General features: G+C 71.0%; 9 protein-coding genes and 1 pseudogene. All 10 read right to left on the bottom strand.

Annotated elements, in window-relative coordinates; all coding sequences use genetic code 11:
• Positions 1-416, bottom strand: a pseudogene (locus FJ694_RS24410) (flagellar biosynthesis protein FlhF); the annotation flags it as partial.
• Positions 413-2500 carry a flagellar biosynthesis protein FlhA gene (gene flhA / locus FJ694_RS24405; RefSeq protein ID WP_157269926.1) on the bottom strand — a complete coding sequence of 696 codons (2088 nt, stop codon included), beginning with the start codon at positions 2498-2500 and terminating at the stop codon, positions 413-415. The pseudogene FJ694_RS24410 and the gene flhA, both read right to left, overlap by 4 nt.
• A gap of 149 nt (positions 2501-2649) precedes the next feature.
• Positions 2650-3795 carry a flagellar biosynthesis protein FlhB gene (flhB, locus tag FJ694_RS24400; protein ID WP_157269925.1) on the bottom strand — a complete coding sequence of 382 codons (1146 nt, stop codon included), beginning with the start codon at positions 3793-3795 and terminating at the stop codon, positions 2650-2652.
• Positions 3796-3918: 123 nt separating this feature from the next.
• Positions 3919-6525 (bottom strand): KGGVGR-motif variant AAA ATPase, encoded by a 2607-nt coding sequence (locus FJ694_RS24395; protein WP_157269924.1) that lies wholly within the window; start codon positions 6523-6525, stop codon positions 3919-3921.
• A gap of 4 nt (positions 6526-6529) precedes the next feature.
• Positions 6530-7822, bottom strand: a complete 1293-nt coding sequence (locus tag FJ694_RS24390) for a toll/interleukin-1 receptor domain-containing protein (RefSeq protein WP_157269923.1) — start codon at positions 7820-7822, stop codon at positions 6530-6532.
• Positions 7823-7982: 160 nt separating this feature from the next.
• Positions 7983-8627: a protein phosphatase CheZ gene (locus tag FJ694_RS24385; RefSeq protein WP_157269922.1), complete on the bottom strand. Its 645-nt coding sequence runs from the start codon at positions 8625-8627 to the stop codon at positions 7983-7985.
• A 21-nt stretch (positions 8628-8648) separates the two neighbouring features.
• Positions 8649-9050, bottom strand: a complete 402-nt coding sequence (gene cheY / locus FJ694_RS24380; RefSeq protein ID WP_157269921.1) for a chemotaxis response regulator CheY — start codon at positions 9048-9050, stop codon at positions 8649-8651.
• The gene (gene motB / locus FJ694_RS24375) at positions 9047-10027 is read right to left on the bottom strand and encodes a flagellar motor protein MotB (RefSeq protein ID WP_157269920.1); all 981 of its coding nucleotides are present in this window, start codon (positions 10025-10027) and stop codon (positions 9047-9049) included. The genes cheY and motB overlap by 4 nt, the downstream gene beginning before the upstream one ends.
• 21 nt (positions 10028-10048) lie before the next feature.
• Entirely contained in the window at positions 10049-10909 is an 861-nt protein-coding gene (gene motA, locus FJ694_RS24370) for a flagellar motor stator protein MotA (RefSeq protein ID WP_157269919.1), read from the bottom strand.
• A gap of 83 nt (positions 10910-10992) precedes the next feature.
• Complete coding sequence (locus FJ694_RS24365) at positions 10993-12183, bottom strand: HD-GYP domain-containing protein (RefSeq protein ID WP_157269918.1); 1191 nt, start codon at positions 12181-12183, stop codon at positions 10993-10995.
• Positions 12184-12268: the final 85 nt, after the last annotated feature.

Genomic DNA, 12268 nt, shown 5'->3' with positions numbered 1-12268 from the left:
GCGGCGGCGGCCGGGCGCGCGATCTCGGCCTGGCGGCGCTTGAGCATGCGCTCGCGCACGTAGTCCTGGAACGACAGCGTGCTCATGGCCTGCTGCTCGGCGTCGGGCTCGGCGGCGGCCGCCTGGGCATGGGCCTGGGGCTGGACCTGCGGCTGCGGCTGCGGCTGCGGCTGGAATTGAGGCTGCGGTTGCGGCTGCAACCGGGCCTGCGCCGGGGCGCCCTGCGCCAGCGGCCGCGCCGGCAGCCCGGGCGTGAAAGTTTCGAGCTGGCGCACGCTCTCGGGCGGCATGGCCAGCATCTCCACGCCTTCCGGGCACGGGCGCGTGGACACCACCACGGCGTCCTCGCCGAAAGCCTGGCGCACCAGCTGCAGGGCCTCGCGCGGGCTGCGCGCGGTGAAGCGTTTGACGTTCATGCTGTGCCTCCGATGATCGAGGCGATCCGGATGGAATGGGTTTCAGGAATCTCGCTGTGCGCCAGCACCTTCAGGCGCGGCGCGGCACGCTTGAGCAGCCGCGCCATGGGCGCGCGGATGGCGTCGGGCACCAGCAGGCACGCCGGCACGCCCATCTCCTCCTGGCGCTGCGCGGTGTCGGCCGCGCCGCGGCTCAGCGCCTCGGCCACGCCCGGGTCCAGCGCCGCGCCGTGCGGCGAGTTCAGGGCCTGCGTCACCAGCCGCTCCAGGTTGGGTTCGATGGCGATCACGTCGAGCTCGCGCACCGGGCCGTAGATCTGCTGCACGATGGCCGGCGCCAGGTGCACGCGCACGCGCCGCGCCAGCTCGGCGGCGTCGGTGCCGGCGCCGGCGTTCTCGGCCAGGCATTCGACGATGGAGCGCATGTCGCGGATGTGCACGCCTTCCTCCAGCAGCAGCTGCAGCGCCTTTTGCAGCACGGGGATCGCCACCATCTTCGGCACCACGTCCTCGATGAGCTTGGGCGCGAGCTTGGCCACGTGGTCCACCAGCTGCTGGGTCTCCACGCGGCCCAGCAGCTTCGCGGCGTGGACCTGCATCAAGTGTGAGAGGTGGGTGGCGACCACGGTCGAGCAATCAACCACCGTAAAGCCCGCCATTTGGGCCTGCTCGCGGTGACGCTCCTCTATCCACACCGCCGGCAGCCCGAAGGCCGGGTCGGTGGTGGTGGTGCCGGGCAGCTGCTGCGTGGCGCCGCCGGGATTGATGGCCAGCAACAGGCCGGGGAAGGCCTCGCCCTCGCCCACCACCGCGCCGCGCAGCGTCACGCGGTACAGGCTCGGGCGCAGCTCCAGGTTGTCGCGGATGTGCACCGGCGGCGGCAGGAAGCCCACGTCCTGCGCGAACTTCTTGCGCACGCCCTTGATGCGGCCGAGCAGGTCGCCGTTGCGGGCCTTGTCCACCAGCGCGATGAGCCGGTAGCCCACCTCCAGCCCCAGCGTGTCCACGGGCACCAGGTCGTCCCAGCTGGCCTCGGCATCGGCCGGCCGCTCGGGCTCGGCCGCGCGCTCGGGCGCCTGCGCGCGGCGGCGCTCGGCCTGCTGCAGCCGCCAGGCCGCCGCGCCCAGCACCGCGGCGATGATGAAGAACACCAGGTGCGGCATGCCCGGGATCAGCCCCAGGCCGCCGATGATGCCCGCGCTCAGCGCCAGCGTGCGCGGCGCGCCGAAGAGCTGGCGCCCGATCTGGCTGCCGACGTCGCTGTCCTTGCCCACGCGCGACACCACCATCGCCGAGGCCACCGAGATCAGCAGCCCCGGGATCTGCGCCACCAGCGCGTCGCCCACGGCCAGCAGGATGTAGGTGTCGGCGGCCTTGGCGGCGCTGAGGTCGTGCTGCACCACGCCGATGACGAAGCCGCCGATGATGTTGATGAACAGGATCAGCAGCCCCGCCATCGCGTCGCCGCGCACGTACTTGCTGGCACCGTCCATGGAGCCGAAGAACTCCGCCTCCTCGCCCACCTCGGCGCGGCGGCGCTTGGCCTCCTTCTCGTCGATGAGCCCGGCGTTGAGGTCGGCGTCGATGGCCATCTGCTTGCCGGGCATGGCGTCGAGCGTGAAGCGCGCGCCGACCTCGGCAATGCGCTCGGCGCCCTTGGTGATGACGATGAAGTTGATCACCACCAGCACCGCGAACACGATCAGGCCCACGGCGAAGTTGCCGCCGATGAGGAAGTGGCCGAAGGCCTCGATGACGTGGCCGGCCGCGCCGGTGCCGGTGTGGCCCTCCAGCAGCACCACGCGCGTGGAGGCCACGTTGAGCGACAGCCGCAGCAGCGTCGTCACCAGCAGCACGGCCGGGAACGCGGCGAAGTCCAGCGGCTTGACCATGCTGGAGGCCGTGAACATCACCATCAGCGCCATGGCGATGTTGAAGGTGAACAGCAGGTCCAGCACGAAGGGCGGCAGCGGCAGCACCATCATGGCCAGGATCAGGACGACGAACAGTGGCGCCGCGAGCGTGCGCACGAAGTCCGGCCTCACGCCCAGCGTCGCCTGCAGCCGGGCGAGATAGGGGTTCATGGGTAGGGATTGTTCCGGCCCGGCGCGAAAACTTGAGCCGGATTAGCGGGCCGAAAAGGCCGCTGTTCGGCGCGACCGCCCGGCGTGCCCGACCCCGCTCAAGAGCCCGCCTCGCCATGAGGCAGGCTCGCCGCGCCCGGCTGTGCCCGTCAGCGGGCTTTCTTCGCCAGCGGGTCCATGTCCTCGGGCACCGGCAGCTCCGGCAGCGCGCCGGGCATGGCGCCGCGCCCGGCCAACGCCGCGCGCAGCGCGTAGACGTGCGCCAGCACCTGCGCCACGGCCGTGAACAGCGCGCCGGGCACCTCCTGGTCGATCTCGGTGTGGGCGTGCAGCGCGCGCGCCAGCGCCGGCGCCTCCAGCACCGGCACCTCGTGCTCGCGCGCGAGCTCGCGGATGCGCTGCGCCACCAGGTCCGTGCCCTTGGCCACCACGCGCGGCGCGGCCATGGAGGCCTCGTCGTACTTCAGCGCCACGGCGTAGTGCGTCGGGTTCGTCACCACCAGGTCGGCCTCGGGCACGGCGGCGAGCATGCGTTTCCTGGACATCTCGCGCATGCGCTGGCGCATGCGGCCCTTGATCTCCGGATTGCCCTCGGCCTCCTTGTGCTCCTTCTTGGCTTCCTCGTGGCTCATGCGCAGCCGCTTGAGCAGCAGGAAGCGCTGCAGCGGCACGTCCACCAGCGCGAAGAGCGCCAGCGCCCCCACCAGCAGCGCCAGCCCGACGTAGAGCTGCGCCGTGCCCTCGGCCAGCGCCGCCGGCAGCGGCAGCTGCAGCAGCGCCGTGAAGTCCGGCAGGTGCGCGCGCAGGTACAGCCCGCCCACGACTCCGAGCACCAGTGCCAGCAGGCTGGCCTTGAGGGTCTGCACCAGCTGGTCGCTGGAGAACAGCCGCTTCACCCCGGTGATCGGGTTGAAGCGCGTGAAATCGGGCTTGAGCGGCTGCATGGTGAAGTTCCAGCCGCCGCCGCCCAGCGCCCCGGCCACCGCCACGGCGGCCATGAGCAGCCCCAGCGGCAGCACCACGGCCAGCATCTGCAGCGACAGCTCCCACAGCCGCTCGCCCATGAGCGCCGGGTCGGCCAGCACGCGGTGGTCGAAGCGCAGGCCGTGCGTGAGGATGCGCCGCAGCCACGAGCCCAGCGGCTGCGCCAGCGCCACCAGCGCCGCGCCGCCCGCGGCCAGCGCCGCGAAGTGGCCCAGGTCGCGCGAGCGCGCCACCTGGCCTTCTTCGCGGGCCTTGCGGATCTTGCGTTCTGTGGCGGGTAACTGGCGGTCCTGGGCGCCCTCGTCGGCCATGGCTGCGCTTCAGTGGAAGAAGGCCGCGATGATGCAGGTGCGGCAGCCGCTGCAGCAGCCGGATAAGCGGCACGAAGCCGGCCGAGTTCAGCGCTGCGCGCCGGCATGGCCGGCGGCCGGGATTCAGCTCTTCCCGCAGTTGAGCATCAGCCACAGCTCCACGGGCGCGGCGCTGCCGCGGGTGAAGTCGTTGCGGCGCACCGGCAGTTCCTGGAGCGGGCAGCCCGTGCCGGTCAATGCCTTCATGGCCACATCCCTGACCCTGTCGGCCAGCTGCCGGTCGGCCTCGTTGTCCGTGAAGTAGCGCACCTCGTTGGACTGCTGCCTGTTGATGCGCTCGGCCGGCGGCGCGGCGATGCCGGCGGCCTCCAGCGCCTTGCGCAGCGGCTCGATCACGGCCTGCCGGTCCACGGCACCGGCGAACTGGATGTAGACCTGCGGCACGGTGAAGGTGGCTTCCTGGACACGGGCCACCGTGTAAGGCTCCATGGCGACCTGCGACGCGTCGGCACCGATCTGGATCAGCGCCTTGTCGCGGCCCGGCGCCCCGGGTGCGATCGGCCGGATGGCACGCACCAGCAGGCCGGCACGGATCAGCGCCAGCGCCGCGGCCTTGACGTCCTCGGGATCGACCGACGGGCTGTACCAGAGGCAGTTGGCCACCGCGCCCGGGATCAGCGCGTCTTTCAGGGCCACCTTGAAGCCCAGCGACTGCAGCGCGGACCCGACCTCGTCCCGGCGCTCCGGGGGCGCGAAATACTCGACGGCCGTGGCCTGGCGCCGCTTGCGCTGCACGTCGGTCACCGGCAAGGCCGCGAGCGCTTCGCCGGCCTTGTAGATCTCCGCGGCCTGCTGTGCGTCCGTGGCGCCCTGGGCTGGAACCGGCGGCATGGCCGGCACGGTACCGACGCTGGCAGATGGCTGCGTCGTGTCCCCCGGACCACGGAACCAAAGGGTTGTCGCCACGACGGCCAGGACACCGGCCGCCAGCGCCAGCCGTGCCAGCGGGCGGCGGCTTGGCGCTGGCGCTGCACGCGGCATGGGCAGCGAAGCGCCCACGCCCACCGGCGGCACCGGCGCCCGCGCAGCCGCCTGGGCCTGCTTCTCCGCCGCGGCCAGCGAGTCCATGATGAAGCCATGTTCGGCCGCGTTGAGCTCTTCCGGCCGCTTGCGGGCCCACAGCTGGGCCTCGCCCAGCAGCGTGCCGGTGAGCAGTGCGCTGCGCTCGCCGGTGCGCAGCCAATCGGTGCGGTAGTCGCGCAGCTGCTGGCGCCACAGCAGGAAGTCGCGGTCCTCGTCGAGCCAGCGCTGCAGCACCGGCCAAAGCGCGACCAGCCGCTCGTCGGCGAATCCCACCACCTGCTCCGGCGGCTGCGAGCGCGTATGGCGCCGTCCCCGCGACTCCACGCCCACCGTGAGCATGCCGTGCTGCGCCAGCAGGCCCACGACGGCGTGCTGCTCCCCGGTGAAGTCCTGCAGCGCCACCCGGATCGGATAGAAGCGCCCGCCCTCCTCGTCGCGGGCCACGCGCACCAGGCGGCACAGCACGCTGCGCGCCAGTTCCCGCTGCTCCCCGTCCAGCGCCAGCAGCGCCGTGTCCGCCGTGCGCACGAGCAGTTGCTCCTCGGTTTCGGGCGCTGGCTGCGCGGAGGACGCGGGTGCCGGCGCCGCGCGCGGCGTCTCGGCAAAGGCTTCCAGCAGGCGCTGCCGCAGCGCAGGCTCCAGCGGCAGCCGGTAGTCCTGCACGTCACCGCGGGTCACATAGCGCGTCATGCGCAGGAACGCCGCGAACACGGTCTTGGGGTCGTGCGGATCGTCCTTGAAGGGCGCCAGAACCTCTTCGTAGGCATAGAACACCCGGTGCGGCACCTCGACCTCGGACCAGTACTGCGCCGGGTCGGTCAGGCCTTCCCTGTCCAGCAAGGCGGCGAAGGCTTCGCGGGCGAAGGCCTGGCGCTGGGCCAGGCGCTCGCTCTCACCGGCATCCACGCGCATCGGCACCGGGTAGATGCGGTAGGGAACCGGCGTGTCCGCCACCCCGACGGCCGGATCGCTCGGCTGCTTGCGACGGACTTCGCTATGCAACCGCTGGGCCGAGGCGGCCACGGCCGCGGCGCCCTTGATGCTCTGGTTGTTGTAGGTGAAGCACACGACCAGCGTGTCGGGCAGCTGCGCCGTGCAGATGCCCGCGGTGTCGCTGACGCCGGTGCGGCTGTCGATGAGCACGTAGTCGTACTCGGACTGCGCCTGGCGCCGCACGGCATCGAGGAAGCCGCCGCCCCCCAGGCGGTCATAGAAGTTCTGCCAGTTGAAGGCACTGACCTTGACGGCATAGGTCTCGCTCTGCCGGCCCGCGGGCAGCAGGTCGATGCCGCCGCCGCTGGGAAAGTGCGGAAAGTTGACCGACAGCACGTACTCGCCGATGTCGGCCAGCGGCAGCCACCAGTCGGGCGGCAGCGATTCGCCTTCGGCCAGCGGGCGAATGGCCTCGCTCGCGTAGCGGTCGATCAGGTCCATCAGGCCGTCGGAGGCGCCGAGCTCGTGGTCGATCAGGAAGGGCTTGAAGTAACGGTGCAGCCCGGGGGCCTCCAGATCCCAGTCGATGACCAGCACGCGCTTGCCGCCGGCCGCCAGGATCCAGGCCATGTTGGCCAGCGCCATCGAGCGGCCGGTGCCGCCCTTGTAGGAGTAGAAGGTGATGACGCGCCCGGCAACGCGAGGTCCGGCCATGGCTTCAGCTCCTGGCACTCGGACCGCTGACCACCAGCCGCGCCGGCCCCGCGGGCACGGGCCGCTCCACCGGGGCGCGCTTCTTGATCTCCTCCTTCAGCCGCGTGAGCACCTCCGCGACCGCCGACTGCAGCTCCTGGGCCGAGCGGATGCCGTCGCGGTAGAACATCGGGTTGGGCGCCAGCGTCGCATGGCGGTCGAAGGTGTGCAGCACCGTGGCGACGACCTGGTCGCGCTGCGTGCTCAGCGGCTCGCTGCGTTCGTTCCACGGCACCAGCACGCACCAGTGGTAGTCCAGGCGGGCATCGAGCTGGCGCAGCAGCGCCTGGTAGCTGGGCTGGTGGCGCTGCGCATCCCAGTGCACCGACCAGGGGTCGATCACGATCACGACGATCTGCCGCTGCTTCCAGGCCGCATCGACCCGCTCGATCAGGTCGGGACCGAAGGGCACCTCCGTGCTGGAGAACAGCAGGTCGTCGCGCGCGGCCACCTGCGCCAGCAACGGGTTGATGGGACGCACATCGTCGGGAAAGAACGGCTTCCAGTCGCCGGCACCGGCTTCCAGGTAGGCATCGGCGGCAAACGCCGGGCCGAAGTCCTGGGGATTGGCCGCGACGAAGATGAAGTGCACGTGCCGGGGTCCCGACGCGCCGCCCCCCGTGATGCCCCCACCGGGCCTGGCCGGCGCCACCTCGGCCGCCGCGGCTTCGAAGGCCGAGCGCACTTGGGCCAGCGCGGGCACCTGCGCCGGCGGCAGCGGCGGGATGCGATGGGTGTCGCCAGCCTCGATGATCTCCGTGCCGAGCTGGTCGATGAGGTCGTTGTAGAGGGTCTGCTGCACCGCGAGCTGGCGCAGCAGGTACCTGAAGCCCTTTTCGTTGTGCAGGGCCTGCGGATCGGCGAAGAGCAGCTGCGTCGAGCGCACCTCGTGCGGCAGCGGCTCGATGGGGTACTTGATCCAGACGATGGACTTGAGCAGCGGCGGCAACTGGCCGCCCGGGCCCGCCGCGGCCTCGCAGCGCCGGCGAAACAGCGCCCATTCCTTGCCGCAGTAGTCGCTCTTGAAGTACGCCGGCGAGGCCACCGCCAGCAGCACGTTGCTGTCCTGCAGCGCGGCGACGATGGCGGGATCCCACTCGGTGCCCAGATCCAGGCCCGCCTGGTCCAGAAAGCCGACCTCGGCGCCCCGGGGCAGGCCGCGCTTTTGCCGGATGTCCTCGCTCAGGTCGTTGAAGAACTGCTTGAGGTACGCGTCGTCGTTGGCGCGTGCGTAACTGAAGAAGAACTCGTAAGCCATGTCGCCGTCTCCCCGAGGCCATGAACCTCACGGCATTGCGCCTGATCAGGCTGCGGCGGCGAGATGGTGTTCTCCCTATTGAAATCGTCCGGGGGATGCATGCCGTGGCGGGCAGGCACCGGGCGGGCACCGCGCAGCCGTGGCCGACGATGCCGGCGGCTCAGAAGCCCAGGCTGGCGAGCAGGTCGTCGACCTCGCTCTGGTCAGTGACGACGTCGGTGCGCCCTTGCGCGTTGACCACCGGGCCGTCGAGCTGCGCCGCCACCACCGGGGCGTTGGCGCCGAGCTTGTCGCGCTGGTCCGGGGGCACCACCTGCACCAGCAGCGCCAGCAGGCTGTCCTCGAGCTCGCTGGCGAGCTTGACGACCTTGGCCACCACCTGGCCGGTGAGGTCGTGGAAGTCCTGCGCCATCATGATGTCGGTGAGGTGGCCGTCGATGCGCGCGCTCGACGCCTCGACGTCGTGCATGAAGTTCATCACGGCGCCGGAGGCCACGGCCTTGACCGGGTTGGCCACCATGGCCGCGGCCATCTCGCGCGTGGACTCGCTGATGCGCTGCTGCTCGGCCTTGGCCTGGTCCACCGAGTTGAGCACCTTGTTGGCGGCGTCGGCGGTCTTGGTGGCGATGTACTGCAGCCGGCTGCGCGCGTCGGGCAGCCCGTCGGTGGCGGTCTGCAGCCGCGGCATCACGTCGAGCTGCTGCATCGTGTCGTGCAGCAGCCGCGTGATGGCGCCAAGCTGCTGGAACACCTCGGGCGAGACGATCATCGGCGCATTGGGCTGGGGAATTTCAGGCAGGTTCATGGCGTACTTCCTGAAGCCGGCTCAGGCCCGCGTGGTGGCGAGCTTCTGCATGATCTTCTGCACCTTCTCCTCCAGCGTGGCCTTGGTGAAGGGCTTGACGATGTAGCCCGCCGCGCCGCTCTGCGCCGCGCGCACGATGTCCTCCTTGCGCGCCTCGGCCGTGACCATGAGCACGGGCAGGTGCTTGAGCGCCGGGTCGGCCTTGATGGCCGACAGCAGCTCGAAGCCGTTCATGTTGGGCATGTTGATGTCGCTGACGACGAAGTCGAAGCGCTGGTTCTTGAGCATGCTCAGCGCGATGGCGCCGTCCTCGGCCTCGTCGGCGTTGTGGCAGCCCATTTCCTTGAGCAGCCCGCGCACGATGCGGCGCATGGTGGAGAAGTCGTCGACGATCAGGAATTTCAGATCGGTAGGGGTACTCATGGCGTGTTCCGGGGGCGTGTGGGAGAAGGCGCCGGCGCGGTGGCCGGCGCAGCGCCGGGGCGGCTGCCTTCCGGCGCGTCCAGGGCCTCGGCCAGGTCGGACGCATTGCGGAAGAAGCGCTCCTCGGCTTCGCGGTTCATGACGATGATGCTGATGCGCCGATTCTGCGGGTTCATCGCATCCTTGGGATCGAAAAGCACGCTGGAGGCCAGGCCCTGCACGCGCACCACGCGGTCCTCGGGCAGCCCCCCGGCGATGAGCTCGCGGCGGCTGGCGTTGGCGCGGTCGCTGGAGAGCTCCCAGTTGCTGTAGCCGCGGTCGCCGCCGGAGTAGGCGTGCGCGTCGGTGTGGCCTTCGAGCGTGAGGCGGTTGGGCATGTCGGACAGCGCCTGCCCGATCTCGCGCAGCAGCTCGCGCATGTACGTCTGCACCACCGCGGAGCCGCTGGCGAACATCGGCCGGTTCTGCTCGTCAATGATCTGGATGCGCAGCCCGTCGCGCGTCATCTCCAGCTTGATCTGCGACTGCAGCGCCGACAGCCGCGGATTCTCCTGCAGCTTGGACAGCACCTTGAGCTTGAGCGCCTCGAGCTTGCGCGCCTCGGCCGCGGCCTGCTCGGCCTTGAGGATCTTGAGCGCGTTGTGTTCGCGCGTGGCGTCTATGTCGCCGCGCTTGACCTGGCCCGTGGAGCGCGTGATGTCCTGCCCGCCGCCCTGGATGATGCTCTGCGAGTCGCCCGTGCCGCTGCCGGCATTGCCCAGCAGCGACAGCTTCACCGGCGAGCTGAAGTAGTCGGCGATGCCCTTGCGGTCGCCCTCGCTCATCGAGCCCATGAGCCACATCAGCAGGAAGAAGGCCATCATCGCCGTGACGAAGTCGGCATAGGCAATCTTCCACGCGCCGCCGTGGTGGCCGTGGCCGCCCTTCTTCACCTTCTTGATGATGATGGGCTGCAGCTTCTTGTCGTTGCCTGCCATGTCAGTCGTCCCGGGCCCGGGTCACTTCTTGCCCTTGACGTGATTTTCCAGCTCGGCGAACGTCGGCCGGTCGGTGGAATAGAGCACCTTTCGCCCGAATTCCACGGCCACCTGCGGCGCATAGCCCTGCATCGACGCCAACAGCGTGGTCTTGATGCACACCAGCTCCTTGGTGCCCTCGTCAACCTTCTGCTCCATCAGCCCGGCCAGCGGCTCGAAGATGGCGTAGGACAGCAGGATGCCCAGGAAGGTGCCCACCAGCGCCGAGCCGATCATGCCGCCCAGCACCGCCGGGGGCTGGCCCACGGAGCCCATGGTGTTGACCACCCCCAGCACCGCCGCGACGATGCCGAAGGCCGGCAGGCCCCCGGCCACGCGCGTCATGGCCGCCGCGGGCGCATGCGCCTCGTGGTGGTGGGTGTCGATCTCGCTGTCCATGAGGCTCTCGATCTCGTGGGCGTTGAGGTTGCCCGAGACCATCATGCGCAGGTAGTCGGTGATGAACTCCACCACGTGGTGGTCGGCGCTGACGGTGGGGTAGCGCTTGAAGAGCTCGGACTCGTGCGGCGACTCCACGTCGTTCTCGATGGCGATGAGGCCTTCCTTGCGCGCCTTCTGCAGGATGTCGTAGAGCAGCGCCATGAGCTCCATGTAGCGCGTCTTGCTGTACTTGGAGCCCTTGAAGCAGCCGGCCAGCGCCTTGCCCGTGGCCTTGAGCACCTTGGGCTGGTTGTTGGCCACGAAGGCGCCGAACGCGGCGCCGCCGATGGTGATCATCTCGAAGGGCAGCGCCTTGGCCACCACGGCGATGTTGCCGCCGTGCAAGATGAAGACGCCGAAGACGCACGCCATGGCGAGGGCCCAGCCGATGAGGACGAACATGTGAGGGTTTTTGGTTCGGAGTCGGCCTGATATCGGCCCGCCACGCAGTGACTTGAGCGGCGCGCGGCGCGCGCAGTGCGCATTCAGCGCAGCAGCGCCAACAACTTCTCGTGATTGGGCCGCACGAGCACCCGCGCCGGGTCGCTCGCGCCCTCCACGGCGAACTCCGGCTGCGCCGTGTCGCGCAGCCGCGGCGCGGGCAGCGGCAGCCCGTCGGCGTCGGCGAAGGCCCCGGCCAGCGGCGCGCAGGCGCGGCGGCCGCGCGCCAGCACCAGCGCCGTCTCGCCGCTGGCCAGCCGCACGAAGCTGCCCGGCGGGTACAGCCCCAACGTCTGCAGCAGCGCTGCGCCGATCTCGTCGGACTGCCCTTCCGGGCCCAGGCAGGCCTCGCGCATGGCCTGCAGCCCGTTCAGCGGCGCGCGCCGGCCGCGCCGGCTGAGCTTGGCGCACAGCATGTCCACGCGGCGCAGCAGCCACGCGGCCTGCTGCGCCGGCGCCAGCGCGGCCAGCGGCTGCGCGGTGCGCGGCGCCTCGCGGTGCAGCAGCACCGCGCCCAGCCACACCGGGTCGGCCACGCCCGCGGCCGCCAGCAGCCGCGCACCCTCGCGCGGGTTCTGTACCACCTGCTGGCGCAGCCCGGCGCTCAGGCCCGTGTCGCGCTGCGTGAGCATGTCCTGCAGCTGGCGCAGCGCCACGTTCATGGTCAGCGCCGCGCATTCCAGCGACGCCACCTGCGCCTCGCTCCAGCCCAGCACGCGCGCGCAGCCCCCGGCCACGAGCAGGCGCCGCAGCGCCTGGTGGCAGCTGTAGAGGTTGGTGTGCAGCCCGGCGGTGTAGATCAGGTGGCACAGCGAGGCGTCGCTGGCCTGCGCCGCGACGTGGCGCGCGCGCAGCCGCACCGCCTGCGCCTCGCGCACCCACGCGCCGTCGGGCAGCGGCTCGCGCAGCGCCGACTCCAGCGCCATGGCCAGCATCGTCCACTCCTGCGCCAGGCTCAGCCGCGGCGGCTCCACGCGCGCTGCCGCGGGCGCGGACTCGCCCGGCGTGGCATGCCGCCCCTGGCGCGCGCGCCAGCGCGCCAGCGCCACGCGCTCGCGCCACACCCGGCTCTGCGCCGCATCGGCATACAGGTCCCAGCGCTGCAGGTGCGCGCGCGTGGCCCCGTCGATGCCGCGCCCGGCAGCCAGCAGCAGCCGGCCCCGCGCATCGTAGACGTCGAAGGGCAGCGCGTTGTAGGGCTCCAGGAGCTGTGGGGACAGTCGGATCAGGTTCACGGCGGCGGCAGCAGGCGCCCCATCATGGCAAGCACGCGAGGCCCAGCCGCCCGGACCGCCGGGCGCGCACCGCGCCAAGCGCGGC

This window comes from Azohydromonas aeria (genome assembly GCF_009760915.1).
Taxonomy (GTDB): domain Bacteria; phylum Pseudomonadota; class Gammaproteobacteria; order Burkholderiales; family Burkholderiaceae_C; genus Azohydromonas; species Azohydromonas aeria.
The sequence above is the reverse complement of the archived record's forward strand: the minus strand, read 5'-3'. Positions and strand labels throughout refer to the sequence as shown.

Coding starts and splice junctions, on each gene's coding strand:
- flhA (WP_157269926.1), bottom strand. CDS start 2,500: ATGAACCCCTATCTCGCCCGGCTGCAGGCGACGCTGGGCGTGAGGCCG.
- flhB (WP_157269925.1), bottom strand. CDS start 3,795: ATGGCCGACGAGGGCGCCCAGGACCGCCAGTTACCCGCCACAGAACGC.
- FJ694_RS24395 (WP_157269924.1), bottom strand. CDS start 6,525: ATGGCCGGACCTCGCGTTGCCGGGCGCGTCATCACCTTCTACTCCTAC.
- FJ694_RS24390 (WP_157269923.1), bottom strand. CDS start 7,822: ATGGCTTACGAGTTCTTCTTCAGTTACGCACGCGCCAACGACGACGCG.
- FJ694_RS24385 (WP_157269922.1), bottom strand. CDS start 8,627: ATGAACCTGCCTGAAATTCCCCAGCCCAATGCGCCGATGATCGTCTCG.
- cheY (WP_157269921.1), bottom strand. CDS start 9,050: ATGAGTACCCCTACCGATCTGAAATTCCTGATCGTCGACGACTTCTCC.
- motB (WP_157269920.1), bottom strand. CDS start 10,027: ATGGCAGGCAACGACAAGAAGCTGCAGCCCATCATCATCAAGAAGGTG.
- motA (WP_157269919.1), bottom strand. CDS start 10,909: ATGTTCGTCCTCATCGGCTGGGCCCTCGCCATGGCGTGCGTCTTCGGC.